Source organism: Mesorhizobium sp. M2E.F.Ca.ET.209.01.1.1 (assembly GCF_004010375.2).
In the GTDB taxonomy this organism is placed as follows: domain Bacteria; phylum Pseudomonadota; class Alphaproteobacteria; order Rhizobiales; family Rhizobiaceae; genus Mesorhizobium.
Map to the genome: position 1 here is coordinate 280083 of NZ_SADP02000004.1, position 25538 is coordinate 305620.

27 protein-coding genes are annotated in these 25538 nt (G+C 64.3%); 16 read left to right on the plus strand and 11 right to left on the minus strand.

Annotated features, from left to right (window positions below):
- The first annotated feature begins 28 nt into the window (after positions 1 to 28).
- The 4 genes from purS to EN852_RS10450 are packed head-to-tail and all read left to right on the plus strand — an operon-like array spanning position 29 to position 2059.
- Positions 29 to 268: a phosphoribosylformylglycinamidine synthase subunit PurS gene (gene purS / locus EN852_RS10435; protein ID WP_040995386.1), complete on the plus strand. Its 240-nt coding sequence runs from the start codon at positions 29 to 31 to the stop codon at positions 266 to 268.
- Between the two features lie 2 nt (positions 269 to 270).
- Positions 271 to 939 (plus strand): phosphoribosylformylglycinamidine synthase subunit PurQ, encoded by a 669-nt coding sequence (gene purQ, locus EN852_RS10440; RefSeq protein WP_127875103.1) that lies wholly within the window; start codon positions 271 to 273, stop codon positions 937 to 939.
- Between the two features lie 39 nt (positions 940 to 978).
- Entirely contained in the window at positions 979 to 1389 is a 411-nt protein-coding gene (locus tag EN852_RS10445) for a hypothetical protein (protein ID WP_127875102.1), read from the plus strand.
- A 7-nt stretch (positions 1390 to 1396) separates the two neighbouring features.
- Entirely contained in the window at positions 1397 to 2059 is a 663-nt protein-coding gene (locus EN852_RS10450) for a Pr6Pr family membrane protein (RefSeq protein ID WP_127875101.1), read from the plus strand.
- Positions 2060 to 2063: 4 nt separating this feature from the next.
- Here EN852_RS10450 and EN852_RS10455 read toward each other — a convergent pair whose 3' ends face one another.
- Positions 2064 to 2312 carry a DUF1127 domain-containing protein gene (locus tag EN852_RS10455; protein WP_127864032.1) on the minus strand — a complete coding sequence of 83 codons (249 nt, stop codon included), beginning with the start codon at positions 2310 to 2312 and terminating at the stop codon, positions 2064 to 2066.
- A gap of 91 nt (positions 2313 to 2403) precedes the next feature.
- On the opposite strand from EN852_RS10455, the gene EN852_RS10460 reads away from it, so the two are divergent.
- From EN852_RS10460 to EN852_RS10485, 6 genes are all read left to right on the plus strand, one after another.
- On the plus strand, positions 2404 to 3813 hold the full coding sequence (locus EN852_RS10460) for a PLP-dependent aminotransferase family protein (RefSeq protein WP_127875100.1): 1410 nt from the start codon (positions 2404 to 2406) through the stop codon (positions 3811 to 3813).
- A gap of 147 nt (positions 3814 to 3960) precedes the next feature.
- Positions 3961 to 6192, plus strand: a complete 2232-nt coding sequence (purL, locus tag EN852_RS10465; RefSeq protein ID WP_127875099.1) for a phosphoribosylformylglycinamidine synthase subunit PurL — start codon at positions 3961 to 3963, stop codon at positions 6190 to 6192.
- Positions 6189 to 6713 carry a hypothetical protein gene (locus tag EN852_RS10470; RefSeq protein WP_127875098.1) on the plus strand — a complete coding sequence of 175 codons (525 nt, stop codon included), beginning with the start codon at positions 6189 to 6191 and terminating at the stop codon, positions 6711 to 6713. Before purL ends, EN852_RS10470 begins: the two co-directional genes overlap by 4 nt.
- Before the next feature lie 110 nt (positions 6714 to 6823).
- Positions 6824 to 7057 (plus strand): BolA family transcriptional regulator, encoded by a 234-nt coding sequence (locus EN852_RS10475; protein ID WP_006206026.1) that lies wholly within the window; start codon positions 6824 to 6826, stop codon positions 7055 to 7057.
- Positions 7058 to 7208: 151 nt separating this feature from the next.
- Positions 7209 to 7544, plus strand: a complete 336-nt coding sequence (grxD, locus tag EN852_RS10480; RefSeq protein ID WP_040981263.1) for a Grx4 family monothiol glutaredoxin — start codon at positions 7209 to 7211, stop codon at positions 7542 to 7544.
- Positions 7545 to 7697: 153 nt separating this feature from the next.
- Positions 7698 to 8966: a multidrug effflux MFS transporter gene (locus EN852_RS10485; protein WP_127875097.1), complete on the plus strand. Its 1269-nt coding sequence runs from the start codon at positions 7698 to 7700 to the stop codon at positions 8964 to 8966.
- A gap of 49 nt (positions 8967 to 9015) precedes the next feature.
- Here EN852_RS10485 and EN852_RS10490 read toward each other — a convergent pair whose 3' ends face one another.
- From EN852_RS10490 to rpsD, 3 genes are all read right to left on the minus strand, one after another.
- Entirely contained in the window at positions 9016 to 9843 is an 828-nt protein-coding gene (locus EN852_RS10490) for an inositol monophosphatase family protein (protein ID WP_127875096.1), read from the minus strand.
- Positions 9833 to 10717: a tRNA 2-thiocytidine(32) synthetase TtcA gene (gene ttcA / locus EN852_RS10495; RefSeq protein ID WP_189545851.1), complete on the minus strand. Its 885-nt coding sequence runs from the start codon at positions 10715 to 10717 to the stop codon at positions 9833 to 9835. The genes EN852_RS10490 and ttcA overlap by 11 nt, the downstream gene beginning before the upstream one ends.
- A 114-nt stretch (positions 10718 to 10831) precedes the next feature.
- Complete coding sequence (gene rpsD / locus EN852_RS10500) at positions 10832 to 11449, minus strand: 30S ribosomal protein S4 (protein ID WP_040981269.1); 618 nt, start codon at positions 11447 to 11449, stop codon at positions 10832 to 10834.
- A gap of 371 nt (positions 11450 to 11820) precedes the next feature.
- Here rpsD and EN852_RS10505 point away from each other — a divergent pair, with 371 nt between their 5' ends.
- Positions 11821 to 12024, plus strand: coding sequence for a hypothetical protein (locus EN852_RS10505; RefSeq protein WP_127875094.1), 204 nt, complete (start codon positions 11821 to 11823; stop codon positions 12022 to 12024).
- A 64-nt stretch (positions 12025 to 12088) separates the two neighbouring features.
- On the opposite strand, the gene EN852_RS10510 is transcribed toward EN852_RS10505, so the two are convergent.
- Entirely contained in the window at positions 12089 to 12271 is a 183-nt protein-coding gene (locus tag EN852_RS10510) for a DUF3008 family protein (protein WP_127875093.1), read from the minus strand.
- A 185-nt stretch (positions 12272 to 12456) separates the two neighbouring features.
- Between EN852_RS10510 and EN852_RS10515 the strand changes: the two genes are divergently transcribed.
- Positions 12457 to 13839 (plus strand): RNB domain-containing ribonuclease, encoded by a 1383-nt coding sequence (locus tag EN852_RS10515; protein WP_127875092.1) that lies wholly within the window; start codon positions 12457 to 12459, stop codon positions 13837 to 13839.
- A 3-nt stretch (positions 13840 to 13842) separates the two neighbouring features.
- Here the strand turns inward: EN852_RS10515 and murI are convergent, their stop codons facing one another.
- The 3 genes from murI to EN852_RS10530 all read right to left on the minus strand — a co-directional run bounded on the left by murI (position 13843) and on the right by EN852_RS10530 (position 16359).
- Positions 13843 to 14643: a glutamate racemase gene (murI, locus tag EN852_RS10520; RefSeq protein ID WP_127875091.1), complete on the minus strand. Its 801-nt coding sequence runs from the start codon at positions 14641 to 14643 to the stop codon at positions 13843 to 13845.
- Between the two features lie 180 nt (positions 14644 to 14823).
- Positions 14824 to 15429, minus strand: a complete 606-nt coding sequence (locus EN852_RS10525) for a hypothetical protein (protein WP_127875090.1) — start codon at positions 15427 to 15429, stop codon at positions 14824 to 14826.
- A gap of 81 nt (positions 15430 to 15510) precedes the next feature.
- Entirely contained in the window at positions 15511 to 16359 is an 849-nt protein-coding gene (locus EN852_RS10530) for an RNA methyltransferase (protein WP_127875089.1), read from the minus strand.
- 208 nt (positions 16360 to 16567) lie between these two features.
- Here EN852_RS10530 and EN852_RS10535 point away from each other — a divergent pair, with 208 nt between their 5' ends.
- Together EN852_RS10535 and EN852_RS10540 are read left to right on the plus strand one after the other, a co-directional pair.
- A complete protein-coding gene (locus EN852_RS10535; protein WP_112127719.1) occupies positions 16568 to 17779 on the plus strand; it encodes an NADP-dependent isocitrate dehydrogenase in 1212 nt (403 codons plus the stop codon).
- A 73-nt stretch (positions 17780 to 17852) separates the two neighbouring features.
- Positions 17853 to 18482, plus strand: coding sequence for a glutathione S-transferase family protein (locus EN852_RS10540; protein ID WP_127875088.1), 630 nt, complete (start codon positions 17853 to 17855; stop codon positions 18480 to 18482).
- A 249-nt stretch (positions 18483 to 18731) separates the two neighbouring features.
- Here the strand turns inward: EN852_RS10540 and alaS are convergent, their stop codons facing one another.
- The gene (gene alaS, locus EN852_RS10550; RefSeq protein WP_127875087.1) at positions 18732 to 21401 is read right to left on the minus strand and encodes an alanine--tRNA ligase; all 2670 of its coding nucleotides are present in this window, start codon (positions 21399 to 21401) and stop codon (positions 18732 to 18734) included.
- Between the two features lie 334 nt (positions 21402 to 21735).
- Positions 21736 to 22833: a recombinase RecA gene (gene recA / locus EN852_RS10555; protein WP_112127716.1), complete on the minus strand. Its 1098-nt coding sequence runs from the start codon at positions 22831 to 22833 to the stop codon at positions 21736 to 21738.
- Positions 22834 to 23115: 282 nt separating this feature from the next.
- Between recA and EN852_RS10560 the strand changes: the two genes are divergently transcribed.
- Positions 23116 to 24054 (plus strand): carbohydrate kinase family protein, encoded by a 939-nt coding sequence (locus EN852_RS10560; protein ID WP_127875086.1) that lies wholly within the window; start codon positions 23116 to 23118, stop codon positions 24052 to 24054.
- Between the two features lie 39 nt (positions 24055 to 24093).
- Positions 24094 to 25011: a pseudouridine-5'-phosphate glycosidase gene (locus tag EN852_RS10565; protein WP_127875085.1), complete on the plus strand. Its 918-nt coding sequence runs from the start codon at positions 24094 to 24096 to the stop codon at positions 25009 to 25011.
- A 203-nt stretch (positions 25012 to 25214) separates the two neighbouring features.
- Here the strand turns inward: EN852_RS10565 and EN852_RS10570 are convergent, their stop codons facing one another.
- On the minus strand, positions 25215 to 25538 hold the full coding sequence (locus EN852_RS10570) for a TfoX/Sxy family protein (protein WP_127875084.1): 324 nt from the start codon (positions 25536 to 25538) through the stop codon (positions 25215 to 25217).

Here is a 25538-nt window from a genome sequence, read left to right on the forward strand (position 1 = left end):
CCGCCTGATCCATCACTTAGGAGTATCGATGAAAGCCCGCATCACCGTGACCCTCAAGAACGGCGTCCTCGACCCGCAGGGCAAGGCGATCGAGCATGCGCTCTCTGGACTGGGCTTCGACGGTGTCGGCCAGGTTCGCCAGGGCAAGGTGTTCGACATCGAGCTCACCGGAACCGACAAGGCCAAGGCCGAAGCCGATCTCAAGGCCATGTGCGACAAGCTCCTGGCGAACACGGTGATTGAGAATTACGCGGTGGAGATTGCCTGACAATGAAATCAGCCGTTGTCCTCCTGCCTGGCCTCAACCGTGACCGCGACATGATCGCGGCGCTGACCAAGATTTCCGGCCAGGCGCCGGCGACGGTGTGGCAGACCGACACCGAAATCCCCGATGTCGACCTGATCGCCATCCCCGGCGGTTTCTCCTTCGGCGACTATCTGCGTTGCGGCGCGATCGCGGCGCGCATGCCGGTGATGCGGGCGGTGGCCGAAAAGGCCGCCAAGGGCGTCACCGTCATCGGCGTCTGCAATGGCTTTCAGATCCTGGTCGAGGCGGGACTGCTGCCCGGCGCCTTGATGCGAAACGCCTCGCTGAAATTCGTCTGCCGTCAGGTCAAGCTCGAAATCGCCAACGCCAACACCATGTTCACGGGCCGCTACCGGCCCGGACAGATCATCCGCTCACCCGTGGCGCATCATGACGGCAACTATTTCGCCGACGCTGAGACGCTCGCCCGGCTCGAAGGCGAAGGCCAGGTCGTGTTCCGCTACGCCGAAGGCACCAACCCCAACGGCTCGATCAACGACATCGCCGGCATCGTCAACGACAAGGGCAACGTGCTTGGTCTGATGCCGCATCCCGAAAACCTGATCGAGGCGGCGCATGGCGGCAATGATGGACGCGCGCTGTTCGAAAGCGCGCTCGGCCTCGCGGCTTGATCCTTTAACATCCTATCGGAACGCGGGGGCGGACTGACCATGAGACCGACGATTGCTCGCCTTGCTCTCGTGGCCGCCGCCGGGCTCGGCTTGGCGTCCTGCCAGTCCAGCCCCAAGACGGCGCCGGTTCCCTCGGGCAAGAGCGCCTCGCTGCTGGCGATGGAACAGGTCGCGATCTCGGCGCACAAATGCTGGATCGCCAGCAAGGATCCGGCCTTCAAGCCCTACCAGATGGCCAATGAGCTCAATTCCTACAGCGGCACGCCGCGCTTCCTGCTTGTGCCCGCCAAGCACTATGGCGGCAAGCCACTGCTCGTCGTGCAGGCGCAGGGCAATTCTAGCCGCGTCGATGTGTTCGGGCCGCTGATGAACGAGCCGCTCGGCGCGCGCATCGGTTCCGACATCGCCCGCTGGCAGGCCGGCAATCCGTCCTGCGCGGCAGCCGCGTGAACCTGCCATGAGCCGGTTCCTGCAGAAGGCGGGACTGGTTATCGGGTTTATCGGGCTCGTCCTGCAGGCCGCGATCACCATTCCGGCGTCGATGGCGGCAGGGCGCAGCCTGCTTGGCTCGATTGTCTTTCTCTTCAGCTTCTTCACCATCTTGACCAACATAGCCGCCGTGATGGTGCATGCTTCGCTGCTATCGCCCACAGGCTATGCCTGGTTCCCGGCCTTCGCCGGGCAGCGCATGCGCGCCGGCGTCGCGGTCGCCATCACGTTGGTCTTCATCGTCTATGCGACCGTGCTGGCCGGGCTTTGGCAGCCGCAGGGCCTGTTCCTGCTTTGCGACATCCTGCTCCACTACGTCACGCCGCTGATCTTCGTGCTGTGGTGGCTCATTGCGGGCGCGGATGGCTCGACGCGCTGGCGCGATGTCTCCTGGTGGATGATCTATCCGCTCGCCTATCTCGCCTACGCGCTGATACGCGCGCCCTTCGCCGGCGAAGTGCCCTACCCGTTCCTCGACGTTGCCAAGAACGGCGCGGCCAGCGTCGCCGTTTCGGCTGCGGGCGTCACCGCGCTGTTCATCGGATTGAGCGTGCTTGCCGTGCTGATCGATCACGGCATCGGCCGGTTGCGGGCAAAGCCCGCAACCCGCGTCCGATCGAGCCAAAGATAAGCCACTACTCCCAGAACGACCTGATGCCTTCGCGATGAGCGTCGCAGCGCGAGATGCCGATATCCTTGAGCTGCTCGTCCGTCATCTCCAGCAGCGCGAGGCGGCCGCGCCGGCGCTCGAGCATGCCGCCGATCTGCGTGACGATGGAACGGAGCGCGACCACCATCCGGCTGACAAAGCCGCGATGGGCCAAGGGCTCAGCCTGCGCACCAAAAGCCGGGCGAGCGTAGCGAATTGTCTCAATTGTATCCATTGTCGTTCTACCTTGTCTCGATTGTACCTTTCCAATCGCCGGTTCGATATGGATTGACTCATCGCGCGGTGCAATATAGAAAATTGTCACCATGACAAATTGGCTCCCTGACCTCTCCTCTGGCTCCGGTCCGCTGTACCAGCGTCTTGCTGACAGCATTGAGTCAGATATCGATAAGGGCGTCATCGATGCCGGTGCAAAACTGCCGCCGCAGCGCGACCTCGCCTACGATATCGGCACGACGGTCGGCACCATCGGCAGGGCCTATCAGTTGCTGCGCGAACGTGGCCTGGTGAGCGGCGAGGTCGGTCGCGGCACCTATGTGCTCGGCCAGCGTACAGAGACCCCGAAATCCGATGTCGAGCCCGGCTTGCAAGGCACACGCCCCATCGACGCGCCGAGCGGCAAGCTGCGCTTCGACAGCACCGCCGCGCCCGATGTCGGCCAGGGTGCGGTGATCGCCGACATCCTGGCGCGTACCGCGCAGGAACATCCCTACGATATCTCGAGCTACACGCGTGATTTTCCCGAACGCTGGTACGAGGCTGGAAGCCGCTGGTTGGCGCGCAATGCTTTCCGCCCCTCGCCCGATTCGATCGTGCCGACGCTGGGCACCCATGCCGCGGTCATGGCGGCGATCGCGGCGCTGACCATGCCCGGCGACTATGTCGTCTTCGAGCACCTAACCTATTCGCAGATCGCCCGCAGCGCCGGGCTGATCGGCCGCCGCACGGCGCTGGTTTCGACTGATGACAACGGCATTGACCCGGATGATTTCGAGCGCGTCTGTGCGCAGAAACATCCAAAAGTGATGTTCCTGATGCCGACCGCGAAAAACCCGACGCTGGTGACGCTGTCGGCGGAGCGGCGGCAGGCGATCGCGAAGATTGCGCGCGAATACAATGTCGCGCTGATCGAGGACGATCTTTACGGCGAGCTCACCGACGACCCGACACCGTTGCTGGCCGAATATGCGCCCGAGCGCACCATCGTCGCCGGCGGTCTGTCGAAGTCGGTCGCCGCCGGCGTGCGCGGCGGCTGGCTTTCCTGCCCGCCGGCCTACCGCCACCGCATCCGTGTCGCGCACAAGATGATGACCGGCGGCCTGCCCTTCCTGCTGGCCGAGGTCGGCACGCGGCTGGTGATGTCGGGCCAGGCGGGCGATATCCGCAAGCGCTGCATTGCCGAAATCCAGGCGCGCCTCGCTGTCGTGCGCGACGTGCTGGCGGGGTTCGACTTCAAGGCAAGGGACAACGTGCCCTTCGTCTGGCTGACCTTGCCGGACCCGTGGCTGTCCGGCACGTTCAAGAACGCCTGCCTGGCGCAAGGCGTGCTTATCGACGACGAGGACGAGTTCAAGGCCGGGCGCTCCGAGCAGGTCTTTCACGGCGTGCGCTTCGGCATATCGCAACCGCGGCAAAGCAACGATGTCGCCGGCGGCGTCGCCGTCATCCGCCGCCTGCTCGACGAGGGCCGCGCCGGCTACGACAGTTTTTCCTGATCAAGCCTGAAAGCCCCGACCCTAAGCATCACCAGAGTGGCAGTTTTCCGGCGTTTTCCCCATCTGGTGGGGGTGTATCGCGCGAAAGCTTGCGATAAGAGGAGACTCAAAGAACCTCCCCTCTCCCACGGACAAAAATCGCCGCTCATGACCATTTCCAATTCCGTGCCGATCACCCCCGAGCTCATCGCCGCGCACGGGCTGAAGCCCGACGAATACCAGCGCATTCTGGATCTGGTCGGCCGTGAGCCAAGCTTCACCGAGCTCGGCATCTTCTCGGCGATGTGGAACGAGCACTGCTCCTACAAGTCCTCCAAGAAATGGCTGCGCACCCTGCCGACCAGCGGTCCGCAGGTCATCCAGGGTCCAGGCGAGAACGCCGGCGTGGTCGATATAGGCGACGGCGACTGCGTGGTCTTCAAGATGGAGAGCCACAACCATCCGTCCTACATCGAGCCCTATCAGGGCGCGGCGACCGGCGTCGGCGGTATCCTGCGCGACGTCTTCACCATGGGCGCACGGCCGGTTGCGGCGATGAATGCGCTGCGCTTCGGCGCGCCTGACCATCCCAAGACCCGGCATCTGGTCGCCGGCGTGGTTTCGGGCGTCGGCGGCTATGGCAATTCCTTCGGTGTGCCGACGGTCGGCGGCGAGGTCAATTTCGACGCCCGCTACAACGGCAACATCTTGGTCAACGCCTTCGCGGCGGGTCTTGCCAAGACCAACGCCATCTTCCTGTCGCAGGCCAAGGGCGTCGGCCTGCCGGTCGTCTATCTCGGCGCCAAGACCGGGCGCGACGGCGTCGGCGGCGCCACCATGGCCTCGGCCGAGTTCGACGACAAGATCGAGGAGAAACGCCCGACCGTGCAGGTCGGCGATCCCTTCACCGAAAAATGCCTGCTGGAGGCCTGCCTCGAGCTGATGGCCTCGGGCGCCGTCATCGCCATCCAGGACATGGGCGCGGCCGGCCTCACCTGCTCGGCCGTCGAGATGGGCGCCAAGGGCGACCTCGGCATAGAGCTCGACCTCGACAAGGTGCCGGTGCGCGAGGAGCGCTTGAGCGCCTATGAGATGATGCTGTCGGAAAGCCAGGAGCGCATGCTGATGGTGCTGCGCCCCGAGAAGGAAGAGGAAGCCGAGGCGATCTTCCGCAAATGGGGGCTCGACTTCGCCATTGTCGGCAAGACCACCGACGATCTGCGCTTCCGCGTCATCCACCAGGGCGACGAAGTCGCCAATTTGCCGATCAAGGAGCTGGGCGACCAGGCGCCGGAATATGACCGCCCCTGGGTCGAGGCGAACAAGCCGGCGCCGCTAGCCGCGAACGATGCGCCGAAGGCGGATGTCGCCGACGCGCTGCTCAAGATGCTGGGCGGACCGGACCTCTCCTCGCGCCGCTGGGTCTGGGAGCAGTATGACACGCTCATCCAGGGCAATTCGCTGCAGCTCCCCGGCGGCGATGCCGGCGTGGTGCGCGTCGAGGGCCATGCGACCAAGGCGCTCGCCTTCTCCTCCGACGTCACGCCGCGCTACTGCGAGGCCGACCCTTACGAAGGCGGCAAGCAGGCGGTGGCCGAATGCTGGCGCAACCTGACCGCCACCGGCGCGCTGCCTCTCGCCGCCACCGACAACCTCAATTTCGGCAATCCGGAGCGGCCCGAGATCATGGGCCAGTTCGTCGGCGCCGTGAAAGGCATCGGCGATGCCTGCCGCGCGCTGGGCTTCCCGATCGTCTCCGGCAATGTCTCGCTCTACAACGAAACCAATGGCCGCGGCATCCTGCCGACACCGACCATCGGCGGCGTCGGGCTGATCGCCGACTGGTCGAAGATGGCGCGCATCGGCTTTGCCGCTGAGGACCAGATGATCGTGTTGGTCGGCGCGCCGCCGAGCTGGGGCAGTCATCTCGGCCAATCCGTCTATATGCGCGACCTCCACGGCCGCGCCGACGGTCCGCCGCCGCCGGTCGATCTCGCGCATGAAAAGCGCGTCGGCGACCATGTGCGCTCGCTGATTGCATCCGGCATCGTGACCGCCGCGCACGACATCTCCGACGGCGGCCTGGCGATAGCGCTGGCCGAAATGGCGATGGCTTCCGGCATCGGCGCCAGCATCCCGGGGCTCACCGGCACCGATCCGATCCCGGTCTGGTTCGGCGAAGACCAGGGCCGCTACCTGCTGACGCTGTCGATCGATCCGCAAAGCAGCGAATGGGACCGAATCTGCGAGGAGCAAGGCAAGCTCGGCATCTTCGCGCCTTGGATCGGCACCACGGGTGGCAGCACGCTGAAACTCGGCGATGCCCGTGCGATCCCGGTGAGCGAGCTGAAGGCCGCCCATGAAGGTTGGTTCCCGCGCTTCATGGACCAGGCCAGTTGACCAGGCTGACTGCGAAGGCGCTGATCGCAGTCGTCTTCTGGCCTTCGCTGTTCTTCTTCTGGTTCCTCGGCCCTTTCGTTTTCGTGTTGCTGTCGACCACCTCGAGCGAGGTGTGCCCACGGCTGGAAACCCGCGACGAGTTCCTTGCCGCGGCGAACGCCGCTTTGCCGATGCTCGTCTTGCAGACCCTGATCTACGCGGTTCCGGTCGTCTGCCTGGTGCTGTGGGACAGGCTCGCGCCGGAGCCGGCGCGGGCACGGCATATCGCGACCTGCATCAAGCTCTTCGTCGTTGCCGCGATCATCGGAGCGACTTGGGACTATGGCTCGTCCCTGGTCTGCGACGGCTATGGCCAACCCTTCTTCTCGTCCGCCTGGCGAATGACGAGCTATCTTCCGATCGTCGGCCTGCTCATCAACATCCCGCTTTATGTACTGACTTTCAGTCTCGGCCGGGCCTTCTCGACCCGCGATGACATCACCGAAGACGGCGTGGTCCATTCGAAGCAGGACAATTCTTAGGCCGCTGTCGCGGACGGAACGGCTTCAATCCGGGCCGGAAAGGCTTTAGGCTCGCGAGTCAGATCATACCGGTGCTGCCTAGCTGCCCGCGCACGAGACAGGATTTTGCCATGGCAATGGATGCCCACGACATCGAAAAACTGATCAAGGAAGGCATTCCGGACGCCAAGGTGACGATACGCGACCTCGCCGGCGACGGCGACCACTACGCGGCCGAAGTGGTGGCCGAGAGTTTCCGCGGCAAGAGCCGTGTCCAGCAGCACCAGATGGTCTATGACGCGCTGAAGGGCAATATGGGCGGCGTGCTGCATGCGCTGGCGCTGCAGACGAGCGTCCCGGACTGAGCGATATCGCGCTTAGGGGTTGGCCCAAAATCGCGTGATCCCTTGCGCCATTGGGCCAGTGTCTCGGCTAACGTCTTGTTTCAGCCACCCTATGGGTTTATTTGATGGACATGCTTCGAGCCTGACTCCCACAGGCGTGAAAGGATTGTCCATGACTGGCATCAGCGACTACATCGACAATGAAGTGAAGAGCAACGACGTCGTGCTCTTCATGAAGGGCACCCCGGGCTTCCCGCAATGCGGCTTCTCCGGCCAGGTGGTGCAGATCCTCGATTATATTGGGGCCGACTACAAAGGCGTGAACGTGCTCGACTCGGCCGAACTGCGCCAAGGCATCAAGGACTATTCCAACTGGCCGACCATCCCGCAGCTCTATGTGAAGGGCGAATTCGTCGGCGGTTGCGACATCGTGCGTGAAATGTTCCAGGCCGGCGAGTTGCAGGACTTCCTGGTCGAAAAGGGCGTCAGCGTCAAAGGCGCAGCCTGATTCAATCTTGCTCGCCGGCGCGAAGGCGAACCTTCGGCCGGCAAGCATCGCCTGAGGGCGCCCCCACCTCGGCATTATGAACCCGCATCGCGGGGATGAGACGAACCGCGCCGGCCAGCCGGCGCTTGTTCGTTTGAAAGATCGGACTTTGCCGTGGACAAGCAGGTAGAAGCGTCGCAACGGGCAAGCAGCTTGCCCATTCCGCGCTGGGAATTCATCGCGCTGTGCGCAGCGCTGATGGCGCTCAACTCCTTGGCCATCGACATCATGCTGCCGGCGCTGCAGCAGATCGGCGCCTCGCTCGGCGTCGAGAGCGTGAACCACCGCCAATATGTCATCACCGCCTATATGCTCGGCTTCGGCGGCGGACAGCTTTTGTTCGGGCCCATTTCGGATCGCTTTGGACGCCGCGCGCCACTGGTCTTTGGCCTGGTCGTCTATGTCGTGGCCGCGGCCGCCGCCGCCATAGCGCCCAGTTTCGCCCTGTTGCTGACCTGGCGTCTCGTCCAGGGTATCGGCGCGGCCGCAACCCGCGTCATCGCCGTCTCGATCGTGCGCGACACGTTCGAAGGCCGGCGTATGGCCGAGGTGATGTCGCTGATCTTCATGGTGTTCATGGCCATCCCGGTCATCGCGCCCGGCATCGGCCAGTTCGTCATGCTGTTCGCCAGCTGGCACTGGATTTTCGTCACTATGGCTATCGGCGCGCTGATCGTTTCGACCTGGGCTCTGCTGCGCCTGCCGGAGACGCTGCATCCCGAATATCGCCGCTCGCTCACGGTAGGATCCGTGCTCGGCGGCTTCCGCATCGTGCTCACCAACCGGCTCACGCTTTGCTATGCCTTTGCCAGCACGTTCATCTTCGCCGCCATGTTCGGCTTCATCAGTTCGGCGCAGCAGATCTACATCGACGTCTTCCATGTCGGAGAATTGTTCCCGCTGATCTTCGCCGGCGTCGCCGGCGTACTCGCCTTCTCCAACTATCTCAATTCGCGGCTGGTCGGCCAAATTGGCATGCGCCGCCTGTCGCAGGGCGCGCTGCTCATCTTCCTGTGCATCAGCCTTGCCTGGCTGGTGGTCTCGCTCGAGATGCAGATGCCGCTCTGGCTCTTCGTCACCTTCTTTGCCGGCGCGATGCTGCCGTTCGGCGGACTAGGCGCGAATTTCAACGCGCTGGCCATGGAGCCGCTCGGCGAGCTCGCCGGCACGGCGGCGTCCATCCTTGGCTTCATGCAGACTTTTCTCGGCGCCCTCATTGGTGCGGCGATCGGCCAGGCCTATAACGGCACGGTCACGCCTCTGGCCGCGGGCTTCTGCAGCGTCTCGGTCGCGGCCTTGCTGATGATCCTGATCGCCGAGCGAGGCAGGATGTTCCAGCCCCACAATCCCCCCGTCTCGGGGCACATCACCGATCTGCACTAGATTGCGGTCTGGCCGGCGATTGCCGGTCGTGGACGCAGCGGGACTACCCTTATTCGGCCCAGAGCTCGCGGCGCAGCTCGTCCCAGCTTTCTCTGTCCGGCGCGACCAGCAGGCCGCCGTCGACATGCGAGGGCAGATAGACGCTGCCGTCGACGCGCGCGACATGGCCGCCGGCTTCCTGATGGATCAGCGCGCCCGCCAGATGATCCCAGGGCATCAGCTTGTTGTAGAGCACGAAATGGGCGTGACCGCTCGCAAGCAGCCGGTATTCATGCGCCGCGCAGCGATAGGCGAATTGCGACAGCGTCTTGGTCTGGTTGCGGGCGAGCCGCGACCGTTCAGGCTCTTGGAGAAACTGCCAGGAAACGGCGCCGGTCATCTGCGACATCGGCACCGGCGCCGCGACGCGAACCTTCTCCAGCGCGCCATGCGCGTGGCGGATATGGCTACCGGCGCCCTTGGCGCCGATCAGCCAGTCCTTGCCGACCGGATCGTGGATGATGCCCGCGACCGTCTCGCCATTAACGACGACGCCGGCCATGACGCCGAACAGCGGTACGCCGGAGGCGAAGTTGAAAGTGCCGTCGACCGGATCGATGACGAACGCTAGCGCGGCATCGCCAAGGCCCGACAGCAGCGCCGGATTGTCGGAGCAGGCCTCCTCGCCGACCACCATGGCGTCTGGATAGCGCTCGCGCAGCCGGGCGGTGATCAGCCTCTCGGCATTGACGTCCGCTTCCGTCACCAGGTCGGCGGCGGAGGTTTTCTGGCGCACGTCGCCCTCGCCCAGCCGCCGGAAACGCGGCATGATTTCAACCCTGGCTGCATCGGCGAGAAGGTCGGCCAGCCAGTCGATCGCGTGATCGTCAAATGTCATCGGAAATGTCTTGTCCTGGGTTCGTGGCGAGCCCCGCGAAGTCGAACAGCTTCCTGTCCAGGAGATGCGAGGGCCGCACATTGGTCATGGCGCGGATCATCGTATCCTTGCGGCCCGGCATGCGCTTCTCGATGTCGTCGAGCATCGCCTTCATGGCGTTGCGCTGCAGCCCTTCCTGGCTGCCGCACAGGTCACAGGGAATGATCGGGAATTTCATCGCGTTGGCGAATTTCTCGAGGTCGGCCTCGGCGCTGTAGGCGAGCGGCCGCAGTACCATGACGTCGCCCTCGTCATTGAGGAGCTTGGGCGGCATGGCGGCAAGGCGACCGCCATGAAACAGGTTCATGAAGAAGGTCTCGAGTATGTCCTCGCGGTGGTGGCCAAGCACCAGCGCCGAGCACCCCTCCTCGCGCGCGATGCGATAGAGATGGCCGCGCCTGAGCCGCGAGCAGAGCGAGCAATAGGTGCTGCCCTCGGGCAGCTTGTCGGTCACCACCGAATAGGTGTCCTGGTATTCGATGCGATGCGCGATGCCGTTGGCGTTGAGATAGTCGGGCAGGATATGTTTCGGGAAATTCGGCTGGCCCTGGTCGAGATTGCAGGCAAGCAGATCCACGGGGAGCAGGCCGCGCCATTTGAGGTCGAGCAGCAGGGCAAGCAGGCCGTAGGAATCCTTGCCGCCGGAGAGCGCCACGAGCCAGCGTTCGCCGGGCTTCACCATGGCGAAATCCTCGATCGCCTGGCGGGTGAGCCTCAACAGCCGCTTGCGCAGCTTGTTGAACTCGACCGAGGACGGCACGTCGCGAAACAGCGGATGGAAACCGCCATCGGCCTCATCGTCGATCGGTTCCAGGGATTTCACATCTGGCAGCATGTTCATGGCGCTGGTACCCACGGGGTCCTGTTGGCGCACGGCTTACCGGACATAGCGAACAAAGAAAAGGCCGCCTCGAGGGCGGCCTTGGATGTTGCGGCTGATTGAGTTCGATCAGCGCGAGTAGAATTCGACGACCAGGTTCGGTTCCATCTGCACGGCGAACGGAACGTCCGAGAGGCCGGGAACGCGCGCGAAGGTCGCGGTCATCTTGTTGTGGTCGGCTTCGATGTAGTCCGGGACGTCGCGCTCGGCGAGAGCGACCGATTCCAGCACGATCACGAGCTGCTTCGACTTCTCGCGCACCTCGATCACATCGCCCGGCTTGCAGCGATACGAACCGATGTTGGTGCGCTTGCCGTTGACGTTGACATGGCCGTGGTTGACGAACTGACGGGCGGCGAAGATGGTCGGCACGAACTTGGCGCGGTAGACGATCGCGTCGAGGCGCGACTCCAGCAGGCCGATCAGGTTCTCGGAAGTGTCGCCCTTGCGGCGGTTGGCCTCTTCATAGACCTTGCGGAACTGCTTTTCCGAAACGTCGCCATAGTGACCCTTCAGCTTCTGCTTGGCGCGCAGCTGCAGGCCGAAGTCGGAAAGCTTGCCCTTGCGGCGCTGGCCGTGCTGGCCGGGGCCGTATTCACGCTTGTTGACCGGGGACTTCGGGCGGCCCCAGATGTTTTCGCCAAGGCGGCGGTCGATTTTGTATTTCGCGGATTCGCGCTTGCTCATCGCATTCCCTTTCAAAACAATATACCCGGAACCCCATGGCTCCGGGCGAAGGAAACGCGCCCTCCTCTGGCCTCCGTTTTCGAGACCTGACAGGGTTTCCCACGCAAAGCGACGGAAAACCCACGGGACACGTCAAAAGAAACCACCGGGCGTCGCCACCCGGTGTTGGTGGGCCTGTTAAACACAGATTTAACCGCTGTCAAGCTTGTGGCTGGCGGCATTAAGCGCAAGCTTATACCATTCCTGCGTTGCATGCGGCGCTGGACGTGGCGGAAAGTTGCACGCCGTCGGCATCGGGGCGGATGCAGCGTCTTCGGCGGCGAACGCCCTGCACATGATGAAGGGACTGGAGCAGAGGAGTGCGAATTCCCATGAAGAAGTTCTTCCTTACCCTGACCGGAGCCGCCGTCTTGGCCGGGTCGATGGCGGTCATGACGCCTGAACCGGCCATGGCCAGGCATTGGTATGGCCACAAGCAGGTGTGCCGCGTCGTGGTGAAGAAAAGAGTCGTCTGGCGTCACGGCCACCGCCATGTCGTGCGCTACAAGACGAAATACTGCTGGTGGCGCTACTAACCTATTGCGCAGCAGAGGATTGACGCAGGCCCGCGGCCAACGCCGCGGGCTTTCATTTCGGCCTCTATGACTTCTTGCCGGGCAGGCCCTTGCGTTTGGTCTCCGCGAATTCCTCGAGCTGCTTCTCGCTCATCGATTCATACATTTCACGCGACGCGCCCTTGAGCTCGCTCTTCTTGGTCTCGCCGCGCTTGGCGGAAAGGGCTGCGCCCGCGGCTTTTTGCTGGGCTTGCGATGTGGCAGGCATGGCTGTCTCTCCTTTGCTGGAGAGCAATTCCAGGAAAAACGGTTCTCCGTCAGGAATTGCGTCAATCAGATGGAGTAGAAACGCTGCGCTTCGGCGGCAGTTCCAGCGTCAGCAGCCCAATCCCCGGAAGCCTGATCTTCTTTGGCGGACTTCCCGCGTCCGGAACGCCAGTGTAGGACGACGGCATGAAATCGCTGACCGATCCCTCACAGGCCCTCTCCACCGGCCTTGCGGAAATCCGCACCGAATTCCACGTGCCGGATGGATTCCGTCCGGAGGTAACGGCGGCGGCGCAGGTGGCGGCCAGGCGTGTGCCAAGCCAGCATGCCGACCGCACCGAGATCCCCTTCGTCACGCTCGATCCGGCGAGCTCGACCGATCTCGACCAGGCCTTCTCGATCGAGGCGAGCGGCGGCGATCTCCTCTTGCATTATGCCATCGCGGACGTTGCCTGGTTCGTCGAGGACGGCGACGCGATTGATCTCGAAGCCTGGAACCGGGGTGAGACGCTTTATTTGCCGGACGGCAAGGCCGGGCTCTACCCGCCTGTGCTTGCCGAGGCCGCGGCGAGCCTGTTGCCCGATGGACCGCGCCCAGCGGTCATCTTCACGGTTCGGGCTGCCGGGGACGGCGCGGTGAAGCTGGACGGCGCGGAGCGCGCCATCATCCAAAGCCGCGCCAAACTCGCCTATGACAGCGTGCAGCCCTCCGACGTTCCGGTCGGCTTCGCCGAACTGGCGCGGCGCATGGCGGCAAACGAAGAGCGCCGCGGCGCTTCGCGCGTCGACCCGCCCGAGCAGGAGGTGGAGAAACTTGCCGACGGCACGTTCCGGCTTTCGTTCAGGCCGCTGCTGCAATCCGAGCAGGACAATGCCGCGCTTTCGCTGGCCGCCAATATGGCGATCGCCGATGCCATGCTGGCGCACAAGACCGGATTGTTCCGGGTGATGTCGGGGCCGGATGCTGCCAAGGTGCAAAGACTGCGTAACGCGGCGCAGGCGCTCGGCCTGTCCTGGCCGGACTCCACCAGCCTGCGCGACTATCAGCGCACGCTCGATCCGGCCGATCCTCAACAGGCGGCGCTGATGCTCGAGATCCGGCGCGCAGGCAATGGCGCGTCCTACCAGCCCTATCAGGAGGGCGTCGTCCCCTGGCATGAGGCGATGGCCGCGACCTATGCGCATGCCACCGCACCGCTCAGGCGGCTGGCCGACCGCTACGTCGTGCGCTGCGCGCTGGCGATCGCCAACGGCCAGCCCGTGCCGCAGGCCGTCACCGACGCCTTCGCCAGATTACCGAAGGTGATGGGGCGCGGCGATGCCCGGGCCTCGCAGATCAACCATGCGGCCATCGACCTTGCCGAGGCGGTGATGCTCAAGGGACATGAAGGTGAGACGTTCAAGGCCGTCGTAACCGACTTCGTCGATCATGGCGTGCGAGCGCAGCTTGCCGACATGCCTGTTGTTGCCAATGTGAAGGCCTCCGGGCTCAGGCAGGGCGCCGGCCTGACGCTAAAGCTGGTTTCGGCCGACCCGGATCAGCGCAGCGTCGTTTTCGAGCCCACTTGAGCGCTAAGGTGCAGTAAGGCCGAAGCCCTGTATCAGCCGTCGAGTGGCGAAATCCACCTTGCCGGAAGTGAAGACGGCAAGATCGGGCTCGCTTTCGCCCGATGTTTCTCCGACCGGCTCGAGCAGCGACATGGCGCGCCGCGCGATCGCCTCGGCGGGATCGATCCAGTCGACCGGCCAGGGGGCGGTCTTGCGCATGCGGTTGACCAGAAAGGGATAATGCGTGCAGGCGAGCACGACGATGTCGGTGCGATTTCCCTCGCGTTCGAGGAAACAGGGCGCGATCTCGGCGCGCACCGCTTCCTCGTCGACGAAACCCTGGCGCATATAGATCTCGGCCAGCCCTGCCAGCCGGTCGCTGCCGACCAGGCGGACATGGCATTTCTGCGCCCATTTGCTGATCAGGTCGCGCGTGTACTGGCGCTTCACAGTGCCCGGCGTCGCCAGGACCGAGACCAGGCCGGATCGCGTGCGTTCGGCGGCCGGCTTGATCGCCGGCACGGTGCCGACAAAAGGGTGGGCGGGGAATTTGTCGCGCAGCGCATCGATCACCAGGGTCGAGGCTGTGTTGCAGGCAATGACCGAAATCGCCGGCTGCAGCCGGTCGAGCAGTTTGCCGAACAGCGTAAGGATGTGTTCTTTGAGCGCCGGCTCTTCCCAGGCGCCGTAAGGAAATGCCGCGTCGTCGGCGACATAGACGAAGCGGCGATCGGGCATCAGCACGCGCGCCTCGCGCAGCACGGTCAGGCCGCCGACGCCGGAATCGAACATCAGGATCGGGCGCTGGCTTGGTCGATCGCTCATTGTCATCCGGTCATAAAGCAATTCCAGGAAAAGTGTGAAACGGTTTTCGGTCCGGAATTGCGTCAAAACAAAGAGAGGCGGCAGGTCCGTGATTGGGCCAACCGCGCTTCTATCGCGAATGATCTTGGTCTTGAAGTGGCGAATGCGAGCAGCTTTTGCGCAGCTGTCTCGAAGGCTCGCTCATATGCCGCGCTTGCCGAAGCCGGCGGGGCGCGGCCTGCCGAAAGGCTGCGGCGCGGGCGGAACGCGGGCGGTTGAAGGGGCAACGGCGGCGCGTGGAGCGGCCGGCACAGCCGCCCGTGCGGTGCGCGCCGGCGCCGGCAGCGGACCGTCGAAGTCGAAAACATCCGTCAGTTCGTCGATGTTGCTGCCCGCGACGGGTTTCGCCACCAGGATCGTGCACCAGAGGCCGAATATCGAAAGTCCGAGCAGATTCAGCCCGCCCGGAATGCTATCGGGATCGCCGAACTTGACGACCAGCAGCACGCCGGCCTGCAAAAGGGCGTAGACGGCGGAAAGGGCGATGTAGGCCCAAAGGATCCAGCGGCGCCCGTCGGCGTCGCGGACGCGGCGCGAGGCGATGTTGCCGCGCAGCGCGACAAAGATAAGCGAGGCGATCAGGACCGCGCCTGCCATGCCCTGACGCGCCGGGCCAGGTCCCGAATTGATCAGTCCCTCAAAACCGATTGTACCGACAATGCAGACAACGATCACCACGGTCTCGGCGACGGCCAGACCGAGAGAGTAAAGGAAAAAGCGCAGTCGACCAATATTGGACGCAAACATGTGCCACCCCCACTATTGCAGCAAGGATGAGGCATGACCGAATAAAAATCGGTTACTTCAAATGCTCACAGCTTATCGATTTTAACTTTCTTCGTCTTTGGCGCGACTGCGCACAGCGGCCGGCAGCCGCCTCGGATCATCCCCCGGCGAGCCATCGCCGCGCGGCATGGCCGGCGAGAACCGGTCGAGCGAGGAGATGATGCCGCGCAGAACCTTCAGTTCCGGCTCGGCAAAGCCGGCGCGCGTCAATACGGCGCGCAGATTGTCGACCATCTTCGGTTTCTTCTCTTCCGGGCGGAAGTAACCGCGCGCTTCCAGCGCGCTTTCCAGATAGGCGAACAGGCTGTGCAGCTGCTCCTTGGTCGCCGGCGCCAGCTCCGGCCCCGAGAAATTGGTCTGGGTCTCGTCGGCGAGGCCGGACTTCATCCATTCATAGGACATTAGAAGCACTGCCTGGGCGATGTTGAGCGAGGAAAAGCCGGGATCGACCGGAAAGGTGACGATCTCGTCGGCGAGCCCGACCTCGTCATTATAAAGGCCGAAACGCTCGCGGCCGAATAGGATGCCGGTGCGCTCGCCCGCCTCGACACGCGCCCTGAGCGCCCTGCCCGCTCCCACCGGCCCGCGCACCGGCTTGAAGCCGTCGCGCTCGCGCGCCGTCGTGGCGAAGACGAAGTTGAGATCGGCGACGGCCGACGCCAGATCGTCAAAAACCCGGGTTGCGTCGATGACATGGTCGGCTCGGCTGGCGGCCGCGCGCGCCTTCTCGCTCGGCCAGCCGTCGCGCGGGTTGACGAGGCGCAGTTCCGACAGGCCGAAATTCGCCATCGCCCGCGCGACCATGCCGATATTCTCGCCGAGCTGCGGCTCGACCAGGATGATCGCCGGTCCGGCGGAGGCGGTGTTGGCTCTATCTTCGGTGGCTGGCATGGCTGTGGGTAACCGGGGTTTGCGGCGTTTCGGCGTCCCCCTGCCACATCCAGACCGGAAAATGAAGCATTCACAACAGCGGCACACGTCCATCCCGGCGCGGATCGTGGTTTGCGCGCTGAAAAAGCCTTTGATATACGCTCCGCATCCCCGGCCGAAACCATGCGGGCAAGGCCGTCCAGATCCCCAGCAACGAGGCACTCTTTCCATGGCGAAGATCAAGGTGGCGAACCCGGTCGTCGAGCTCGACGGCGACGAGATGACCCGCATCATCTGGCAGTTCATCAAGGACAAGCTCATCCACCCCTATCTCGACCTGAAGCTTGAATACTACGATCTCGGCATCGAGCACCGCGACGCCACCAACGACCAGGTGACGATCGACTCGGCCAACGCCATCAAGAAATGGGGGGTCGGCGTAAAATGCGCGACGATCACACCCGACGAAGCGCGCGTCGAGGAATTCAAGCTGAAGAAGATGTGGAAGTCGCCCAACGGCACCATCCGCAACATCCTCGGCGGCACCATCTTCCGCGAGCCGATCATCATGAAGAACGTGCCGCGCCTGGTGCCGGGCTGGACCAAGCCGATCGTCGTCGGCCGTCATGCGTTCGGCGACCAGTACCGCGCCACCGACTTCCGCTTCCCCGGCAAGGGCAAGCTGACGATCAAGTTCGTCGGCGAGGACGGCCAGGTGATCGAGCACGAGGTCTATGATGCGCCGGGCGCCGGCGTGGCGATGGCCATGTACAATCTCGACGAGTCGATCCGTGAGTTCGCCCGCGCCTCGCTGAATTACGGCTTGCTGCGCAATTTCCCGGTCTATCTGTCGACCAAGAACACCATCCTCAAAGCCTATGACGGCCGCTTCAAGGACATCTTCCAGGAGGTGTACGAGAAGGAGTTCGAGGCCGAGTTCAAGGCGCGGAAGCTCTGGTACGAACACCGCCTGATCGACGACATGGTCGCCTCCAGCCTGAAATGGTCGGGCGGCTATGTCTGGGCCTGCAAGAACTATGACGGCGACGTGCAGTCCGACACCGTGGCGCAAGGCTTCGGCTCGCTCGGCCTGATGACTTCGGTGCTGATGACGCCCGACGGCAAGACGGTGGAGGCGGAAGCCGCGCACGGCACCGTCACCCGCCACTATCGCCAGCACCAGAAGGGCGAGGAAACCTCGACCAATTCGATCGCCTCGATCTTCGCTTGGACGCGCGGCCTCGCCCACCGCGCCAAGCTCGACGACAATGCCGAGCTCAAGCGCTTTGCCGAGACGCTGGAGAAGGTCTGCATCCAGACCGTCGAGTCAGGCTTCATGACCAAGGACCTGTCGCTGCTGATCGGCCCCGACCAGCCCTGGCTCTCGACCACCGGCTTCCTCGACAAGATCGACGAAAATCTGCAGAAGGCCATGGGGTAAAATCTAATCCCGGTAATGTCGAAGGCTCCGAAAGGAGCCTTCGTTTTTTCTGGGTAAGCAAAAGAGCGAAGCGATGGCCAAGCCGACTCTCTACGGTGCCGACTACAGCGTCTATGTGCGCATCGCGCGGATGACGCTGGAGGAGAAGGGCGTCGGCTACGAACTCGTGCCGCTCGATATCTTCGCCGCCGAGGGCATACCGGCTTGGTATCTGGAGCTTCAGCCGTTCGCCCGCATCCCGGCCCTCGAGCATGACGGCTTTCGCCTGTTCGAGACAAGCGCCATCGCGCGCTATGTCGACGAAGCCTTCGACGGTCCGGCCCTGCAGCCGACCGACGCCCGCGGCCGCGCCAAAATGAGCCAGATCATCGGCATGCTCGACGCCTATGGCTATCGCGCCATGGTCTGGGACGTTGCGGTTGAGCGGCTCGAAAAGACCCCGCCGGATGAGGCGCTGATCGCCAGCGGGCTGAGCCAAGCTGAGACGGTGCTCAAGGTGTTGACGTCACTAAAGGCGAAAGGGGGGCCTTGGCTGCTCGGCGAGCAGCTGACGCTGGCCGACCTGCATGCCGCGCCGATCATCGCTTATTGCCTCAAGGTCTCGGAAGGGCGCGATCTGTTGGCGCGGTTTGCGGATATCGGGGATTGGTATGCGCGCGTCGCTGATCGTGCAAGCTTTGCGCGGACTGAAAGGGTCGACTAATTCGAGTGAACTTCCTCGGCGTCGGCGCCGGCCCTCATTGCCCTGCCGGGCATTTCTCCCCGTGAACGGGGAGAAAGAGGCTGGCCGGAGCGCGGCGCCCTTCCTGCAACGTCGGCGATCAGCGAAAGCCGCGGCGACATCGCCCTTCTCCCCGTTCAACGGGGAGAAGATGCCGGCAGGCAGATGAGGGGGCAGCGCTACCCTCTAAGAGTTAGGAGCCGGGTTGAGCTAAGCCGGTCACTTCAGCCTTCACGCCGCCTCCAGCGCCGCCCTTACCGCCGCAATCGCGTCGTTGGCCTTGGAGGCGTCCGGGCCGCCGGCCTGGGCCATGTCGGGACGCCCGCCGCCGCCCTGTCCGCCAAGCGCGGCCGAGGCGACGCGGACCAGATCGACGGCGCTGAAGCGGCCGGTCAGGTCATCGGTGACGCCGACGACCACGCTTGCCTTGTTGTCCTCGCCGGAACCGACGAAGACGACCACGCCGGAGCCGAGCGTCTTCTTGCCGGCATCGGCAAGCGGCTTCAGGTCCTTCGGCGCAACGCCCGAAACCGCTTTGCCGAGGAATCCGACGCCGGCGACCGTCTCGTTGGCGGCCGGGGCATCGGCAACGGCCGAGCCGCCGCCCAGCGCCAGCTTCTTGCGCGCCTCGGTCAGCTCCTTTTCGAGCTTCTTGCGCTCTTCGAGCAGCGTCTCGACGCGAGCCGGCACATCGGCCGGCGAGATCTTCAACGTCGCCGCCGCAGCCTTCAGGCGCTTGTCCTGCTCGTCGAGATGCCTGCGGGCAGCCTCGCCGGTCAGGGCTTCGATGCGGCGCACGCCGGCCGCCACCGCGCTGTCCGACAGCATGCGCACCAGGCCGATATCGCCGGTCGACCTGACATGCGTGCCGCCGCAGAGCTCGACGGAATAGGGCCGGTTGGCCTTGGCGCCATGCAGGCCGGTGCCCATCGACACGACGCGCACCTCGTCGCCATATTTTTCGCCGAACAGCGCCATCGCGCCCTCGGCGATCGCGTCGTCGACCGACATCAGCCGCGTCGTCACCGGGCTGTTCTGCACGACGATCTCGTTGGCCATGCGCTCCACCTCTTCGAGCTCATCGGCCGAGATCGGCTTGTTGTGCGAAATGTCGAAGCGCAGGCGATCAGGCGCGACCAGCGAGCCCTTCTGCGCGACATGGGTGCCCAGCACCTCGCGCAGCGCCTCGTGAATGAGATGCGTTGCGGAATGGTTGGCGCGCAGCTTCGAGCGGCGGGCATGATCGACCTTGAGCTCGACCGCCGCACCCGTCTTCACCGTGCCTTTAACCACCTTGCCGAGATGCACGAACAGGCCGTCGGCCTTCTTCTGCGTGTCGGAAACCTCGATCGAGAAGCCCTCGCCGGAGATCACGCCGGTGTCGCCCATCTGGCCGCCGGATTCGCCATAGAACGGCGTCTGGTTTACGACCACCGCGACCGCGTCGCCCTGGGAGGCGCTGTTGATCGTCTTGCCGTCCTTGACCAGCGCCTGGACGATGCCTTCCGCAGCTTCAGTCTCGTAGCCGAGGAATTCGGTCGCGCCGGTCTTTTCGCGCACCGAGAACCACACCGTCTCGGTCGCGGCCTCGCCCGAGCCCGCCCAATGCGCGCGCGCCTCAGCCTTCTGCCGCTCCATCGCGTCGGTGAAGCCGGCAATGTCGACCGAGATGCTGCGCTGGCGCAGCGCGTCCTGCGTCAGGTCGAGCGGGAAGCCGTAGGTGTCGTAGAGCTTGAAGGCCGTCTCGCCGTCCAGCATGTCGCCGGCATGAAGCGTCTCGGTGGCGTCCGAAAGCAGGCCGAGGCCGCGCACCAGCGTCTTGCGGAAGCGCGTTTCCTCGAGCTTCAGCGTCTCGGTGATCAGCGCCTCGCCGCGCACCAGCTCGGGATAGGCCTGGCCCATCTCGCGCACCAGCGCCGGCACCAACTGCCACATCAGCGGCTCCTTGGCGCCAAGCAGTTGCCCGTGGCGCATGGCGCGGCGCATGATGCGGCGCAGCACATATCCTCGGCCTTCGTTGGATGGCAGCACACCGTCGGCCACCAAGAACGACGACGAGCGCAGATGATCCGCGATCACGCGATACGAAGCGACGTTCTCCTGGTTCGGGCCCTGGCCGAGCGCGGAGGACGCGGCATCGATCAGATGTTTGAACAGGTCGGTCTCGAAGACGCTTTCGACGCCCTGCAGGATGGAGGCCATGCGCTCAAGGCCCATGCCGGTGTCGATCGAGGGCCGCGGCAGGTCGATGCGCTCTTCCTTCGTCACCTGCTCATACTGCATGAACACCAGGTTCCAGAACTCCAGGAACCGGTCGCCGTCCTCTTCCGGACTGCCGGGCGGGCCGCCCCAGATATGCTCGCCGCGGTCGATGAAGATTTCCGAGCACGGACCGCACGGGCCGGTGTCGCCCATCGCCCAGAAATTGTCCGAGGTCGCGATGCGGATGATGCGGTCGTCGGACAATCCGGCGATCTTCTTCCAGTAGCCCGCCGCCTCGTCGTCGGTGTGATAGACGGTGACCAGCAGCTTGTCCTTCTTCAGGCCGAAACCCTTGGTGATCAGGTTCCAGGCAAGCTCGATCGCGCGCTCCTTGAAATAGTCGCCGAACGAGAAATTGCCGAGCATCTCGAAGAAGGTGAGGTGGCGCGCGGTATAGCCGACATTGTCGAGGTCGTTGTGCTTGCCGCCGGCGCGCACGCTCTTCTGCGCGGTAGACGCCCGCGAATAGGGACGCTTCTCCAGGCCGGTGAAGACGTTCTTGAACTGCACCATGCCGGCGTTGGTGAACATCAGCGTCGGATCGTTGCGCGGCACCAGCGGGCTGGAGGCGACGATCTCGTGGCCCTCCTTGCGGAAGTAGTCGAGGAATGTCGACCGGATGTCGTTCACGCCACTCATTGCACACTGCCTTTTTCGCAAGAACCGCCGGCCAGGCCGGCGGCAATGGGCTTTGGTATTTCAGAAGATAGATGGGCCTTTTAGCGATAGCTCTTGAGCCTGTCCAGAAACACGGAGTTGGGCCAATCGGCAAGCGGGCAGCGGCTCAACACCACCCGCGAAATGCAAAACCGCCGGCGCGAAGGCCGGCGGTTCAGGTACGCAGTACTCAAGAACTCGATTACATAAGCACAAGCAAATAGACCAGGATTGTGGCCGAACTCCGGCTAAGCCGACGAATTGCTTGCGCTCAATCCCGAACAGGAAACCGCTGCGCGATCTTCCTAGGCCAGCCCTACATGGCGCCGGCTTCGTCCTCGAAACCGTCGTCCCCGCCTTCGGAGCCGCCATTCTCGAGGAATTTCTCGGCGATCAGCCCGGCATTCTGCCGAAGCGCCAGCTCGATCTCGCGCGCCGTGTCGGGATTGTCGCGCAGGAACAGCTTGGCGTTCTCGCGACCCTGGCCGAGACGCTGCGAATTATAGGAGAACCAGGCGCCCGACTTCTCGACCACGCCGGCCTTGACGCCGAGATCGACGAGCTCGCCGGTCTTCGACACGCCCTCGCCATACATGATGTCGAACTCGACCACCTTGAAGGGCGGGGCCAGCTTGTTCTTGACCACCTTGACGCGGGTCTGGTTGCCGACCACCTCGTCGCGGTCCTTGACCGAGCCGATGCGGCGGATGTCAAGGCGCACCGAGGCGTAGAATTTCAGCGCATTGCCGCCGGTCGTGGTCTCGGGCGAGCCGAACATGACGCCGATCTTCATGCGGATCTGGTTGATGAAGATGACCATGGTGTTGGAGCGCGAGATCGAGGCGGTCAGCTTGCGCAGCGCCTGGCTCATCAGGCGGGCCTGGAGACCGGGCAGCGCATCGCCCATTTCGCCCTCGATTTCAGCGCGCGGCGTCAGCGCCGCGACCGAATCGACCACCAGCACGTCAATGGCGCCCGAACGCACCAGCGTGTCGCAGATTTCCAGCGCCTGCTCACCGGTGTCGGGCTGCGAGATCAGCAGGTTTTCCAGGTCGACGCCGAGCTTGCGGGCATAGACCGGATCGAGCGCGTGCTCGGCATCGACGAAGGCGCAGATGCCGCCCTTCTTCTGCGCTTCCGCCACCGTGTGCAGCGCCAGCGTCGTCTTGCCCGAGCTTTCCGGCCCGTAGATCTCGATGATGCGGCCGCGCGGCAGGCCGCCCACGCCAAGCGCGATGTCGAGGCCGAGCGAGCCCGTCGGCACGGTTTCGATCTCGACCACCTGCTCGTTGGCGCCGAGCCGCATGATCGAGCCCTTGCCGAAAGCGCGCTCGATTTGCGACAGCGCCGCGTCCAGAGCCTTTGATTTGTCCACTGCCTTATCCTCTACAAGCCGCAAAGTATTCTGAGCCATGATACATCACCCCGTGGTCGTCAATGAAGGCCGGACAATCCGTGATCCTTACCGTTTTGTACCTTTTTTGTTCTCATTTGGCAAGGGGCAACAAATATCTGAAAAACAATCAATATCTGGATTTGTTCTATTTTTGTCTCACCAGGGCTAGTGCGGAGCACAACCACTGGTCCAGAAGAGATTTCGATATCCGGCCTTCCCGAATCGCGACCCCGATTGCAGGGTGACCCGGGGAAACCTAGTGTGCGCAGCCGCACGATCAATGAAAGTCACCGACCCGAAATGCCGACATCCCCAACTATCCTCGCGCTGGGCGGCGCCCATATCGACCGGCGCGGCCAGGTCTCGGGCACTTATGTGCCGGCAGCCTCCAACCCCGGCATCATGCGCGAGGACGTCGGCGGCGTGGTTTTCAACGCGCTGCGCAGCGTGCTCAAGCGCGGTGTGTCGGCCTCGCTGATTTCCGTGCGCGGCGGCGACGCGGCGGCGGACACGGTTGCCTCGGCGATCGACAACGCCGGGATAACGGACCTCTCGGTCGTGTTCCTCGACCGCACGACGCCGAGCTACACGGCGCTGATCGACGCCGAGGGCGAGCTGATCGTCGGGCTGGCCGACATGGCGCTCTATGATCTCGCCTTCCCTAAGCAGATAAGGCGTTCCAAGGTGCGCGAGGCAATCGCCGCGGCCGACGCGATCCTGTGCGACGCCAACCTGCCGACGGCGGCGCTGGAACGCCTGGTGGCGCTCGCCGGCGGCCGGCCGGTCTTCGCCATCGCCGTTTCACCGGCCAAGGTCGTTCGGCTGACGCCGCTGCTCGACCACCTGTCGCTGCTCTTCATGAACCGCCGCGAAGCCGCCGCGCTGGTCGGCGCCGAAATGTCCGGGAACGCGCTTGTCGACGCACTCAGGCAGACCGGCCTGAACGCCGGCGTGATCACGGCCGGCAGCGCCCCGGTGCTGGGCTTCGACGACAGCGGCATCTTCGAAATCGACCCGCCCGCGCCGCGGCGGGTCGCCGACGTCACCGGCGCCGGCGACGCGCTGACCGGCGCGGCCGTCGCTGCAATACTGCGCGGCCTGCCGCTGCGCGCCGCGCTGCGTGAGGGCGTCGCTGCGGCCATGCTCGCCATCGAGAGCCCGGAGGCCGTGCCATCCTTCACGAGCGCCAACTTCACGCAGGCGCTTGCCCTTGTGCCGGAGGCACGGAAGGTGGCATAGGGCCACCAACCATCCAGTTCCTCCTTGCCGGAGACAGCCATGACGCCCGAGACCGCCCGCCCCTTTATTGACATCCACCCGCCCGTGGCGGAGGCGCTTGCCGCCGGCCGGCCGGTGGTGGCGCTGGAAAGCACGATCATCACCCACGGCATGCCCTACCCCGACAATGGCGCGATGGCGGCCAAGGTCGAGCAGATCATCGCCGATGCCGGCGCGGTGCCGGCGACGATCGCCGTGGTCAACGGCCGCATCAAGATCGGCCTGTCCGACGGCGAACGCGAATCGCTCGCGATGACCGGCGACGCCATGAAGCTGTCGCGTGCCGATATCGGCTTTGCGGTGGCGCAAGGGCGCACCGGCGGCACCACGGTGGCCGCCACCATGATCGCCGCGCATATGGCCGGCATAAAAGTGTTCGCCACCGGGGGCATCGGCGGCGTCCACAAGGGCGCCGAGAAAAGCTTCGACATCTCGGCCGATCTCGACGAGCTGGCGCGCACGCCGGTCATCGTCGTCTCGGCCGGCGCCAAGGCGATCCTCGACATCGAAAAGACGCTGGAGGTGCTGGAGACGCGCGGCGTGCCGGTCATCGGCCATGGCAGCGAAACCATGCCCGCCTTCTGGTCGAGACAGTCGCCGTTCCGCGCGCCGCTAACGCTGCAGGCGCCTGAGGACATCGCGCATTTCTACCGGACGCGGCAGGCGCTGGGCCTCGGCGGCGGCATCCTTGTCGCCAATCCTGTGCCGCACAATGACGAGATCCCCGCCGACGAAATGGCCTTCTATATCGATGCCGCGCAGAAAGCCGCCGAAGCGCAGAGTGTCACCGGCAAGGCAGTGACGCCGTTCCTTCTGTCGAAGATCCTTGAGCTGACCGGCGGCCGCAGCCTCAAGACCAACATCGCGCTGGTCGAGAACAACGCGCGGCTGGCGGCGGCGATTGCGAAGGCGCTGTAGAGGCACGCGGCGAAGCCCCCTCACCCGGATTGCCAAGGCCGAATTGCGAAGAGAGCAATTCGGGGCAATCCGACCTCTCCCCGAGGGGAGAGGAAGCGCCGGCGCCAACCTCTTCTCCCCAGCGGGGAGAAGGTGGCCGCGAAGCGGCCGGATGAGGGGCGGCCTCGACGCGCCCTTCACAGTGTTTCAACAGCAGGTCAAAATCACTTCCCCGCCCGGCGTCCCGCCTCATACGCCCGCCGCGCCCACACGGCAATCTCGTCGGGATCGTCGAAGGCCTCGTCGGGCACGCTCCAATAAGGCATCGCCACCGCCTTGCCGTGGCGTGAGCCGGTATATGTCCACTGCCTGCAGCCCGCTGCCTCGAAGTCCGGCGCACTTTCCTCGTCCGCCTTCAGCATCAGTTCGCCGCGCACGACAACCGCGACGATGACGCCGTCGCAATAGATACCCTTGCCGCCGAACAGTTTGCGGATGCTGATCGGACCAAGGCTTTCGAACAGTTCTTCAAGGCGCGTATTATCCAT

Excerpts from the sequence above, each read along its gene's own strand:
- alaS (WP_127875087.1), bottom strand. The coding sequence starts at position 21,401 with ATGAGTGGCGTGAACGACATCCGGTCGACATTCCTCGACTACTTCCGC.
- EN852_RS10460 (WP_127875100.1), top strand. The coding sequence starts at position 2,404 with ATGACAAATTGGCTCCCTGACCTCTCCTCTGGCTCCGGTCCGCTGTAC.
- EN852_RS10525 (WP_127875090.1), bottom strand. The coding sequence starts at position 15,429 with ATGTTTGCGTCCAATATTGGTCGACTGCGCTTTTTCCTTTACTCTCTC.
- EN852_RS10565 (WP_127875085.1), top strand. The coding sequence starts at position 24,094 with ATGACGCCCGAGACCGCCCGCCCCTTTATTGACATCCACCCGCCCGTG.
- purL (WP_127875099.1), top strand. The coding sequence starts at position 3,961 with ATGACCATTTCCAATTCCGTGCCGATCACCCCCGAGCTCATCGCCGCG.
- EN852_RS10475 (WP_006206026.1), top strand. The coding sequence starts at position 6,824 with ATGGCAATGGATGCCCACGACATCGAAAAACTGATCAAGGAAGGCATT.
- EN852_RS10515 (WP_127875092.1), top strand. The coding sequence starts at position 12,457 with ATGAAATCGCTGACCGATCCCTCACAGGCCCTCTCCACCGGCCTTGCG.
- EN852_RS10510 (WP_127875093.1), bottom strand. The coding sequence starts at position 12,271 with ATGCCTGCCACATCGCAAGCCCAGCAAAAAGCCGCGGGCGCAGCCCTT.
- EN852_RS10450 (WP_127875101.1), top strand. The coding sequence starts at position 1,397 with ATGAGCCGGTTCCTGCAGAAGGCGGGACTGGTTATCGGGTTTATCGGG.
- EN852_RS10530 (WP_127875089.1), bottom strand. The coding sequence starts at position 16,359 with ATGCCAGCCACCGAAGATAGAGCCAACACCGCCTCCGCCGGACCGGCG.
- recA (WP_112127716.1), bottom strand. The coding sequence starts at position 22,833 with ATGGCTCAGAATACTTTGCGGCTTGTAGAGGATAAGGCAGTGGACAAA.
- EN852_RS10505 (WP_127875094.1), top strand. The coding sequence starts at position 11,821 with ATGAAGAAGTTCTTCCTTACCCTGACCGGAGCCGCCGTCTTGGCCGGG.
- purQ (WP_127875103.1), top strand. The coding sequence starts at position 271 with ATGAAATCAGCCGTTGTCCTCCTGCCTGGCCTCAACCGTGACCGCGAC.
- EN852_RS10445 (WP_127875102.1), top strand. The coding sequence starts at position 979 with ATGAGACCGACGATTGCTCGCCTTGCTCTCGTGGCCGCCGCCGGGCTC.
- EN852_RS10490 (WP_127875096.1), bottom strand. The coding sequence starts at position 9,843 with ATGACATTTGACGATCACGCGATCGACTGGCTGGCCGACCTTCTCGCC.
- EN852_RS10570 (WP_127875084.1), bottom strand. The coding sequence starts at position 25,538 with ATGGATAATACGCGCCTTGAAGAACTGTTCGAAAGCCTTGGTCCGATC.
- EN852_RS10560 (WP_127875086.1), top strand. The coding sequence starts at position 23,116 with ATGCCGACATCCCCAACTATCCTCGCGCTGGGCGGCGCCCATATCGAC.
- ttcA (WP_189545851.1), bottom strand. The coding sequence starts at position 10,717 with ATGCTGCCAGATGTGAAATCCCTGGAACCGATCGACGATGAGGCCGAT.
- rpsD (WP_040981269.1), bottom strand. The coding sequence starts at position 11,449 with ATGAGCAAGCGCGAATCCGCGAAATACAAAATCGACCGCCGCCTTGGC.
- EN852_RS10455 (WP_127864032.1), bottom strand. The coding sequence starts at position 2,312 with ATGGATACAATTGAGACAATTCGCTACGCTCGCCCGGCTTTTGGTGCG.
- EN852_RS10535 (WP_112127719.1), top strand. The coding sequence starts at position 16,568 with ATGGCGAAGATCAAGGTGGCGAACCCGGTCGTCGAGCTCGACGGCGAC.
- purS (WP_040995386.1), top strand. The coding sequence starts at position 29 with ATGAAAGCCCGCATCACCGTGACCCTCAAGAACGGCGTCCTCGACCCG.
- EN852_RS10540 (WP_127875088.1), top strand. The coding sequence starts at position 17,853 with ATGGCCAAGCCGACTCTCTACGGTGCCGACTACAGCGTCTATGTGCGC.
- grxD (WP_040981263.1), top strand. The coding sequence starts at position 7,209 with ATGACTGGCATCAGCGACTACATCGACAATGAAGTGAAGAGCAACGAC.
- murI (WP_127875091.1), bottom strand. The coding sequence starts at position 14,643 with ATGAGCGATCGACCAAGCCAGCGCCCGATCCTGATGTTCGATTCCGGC.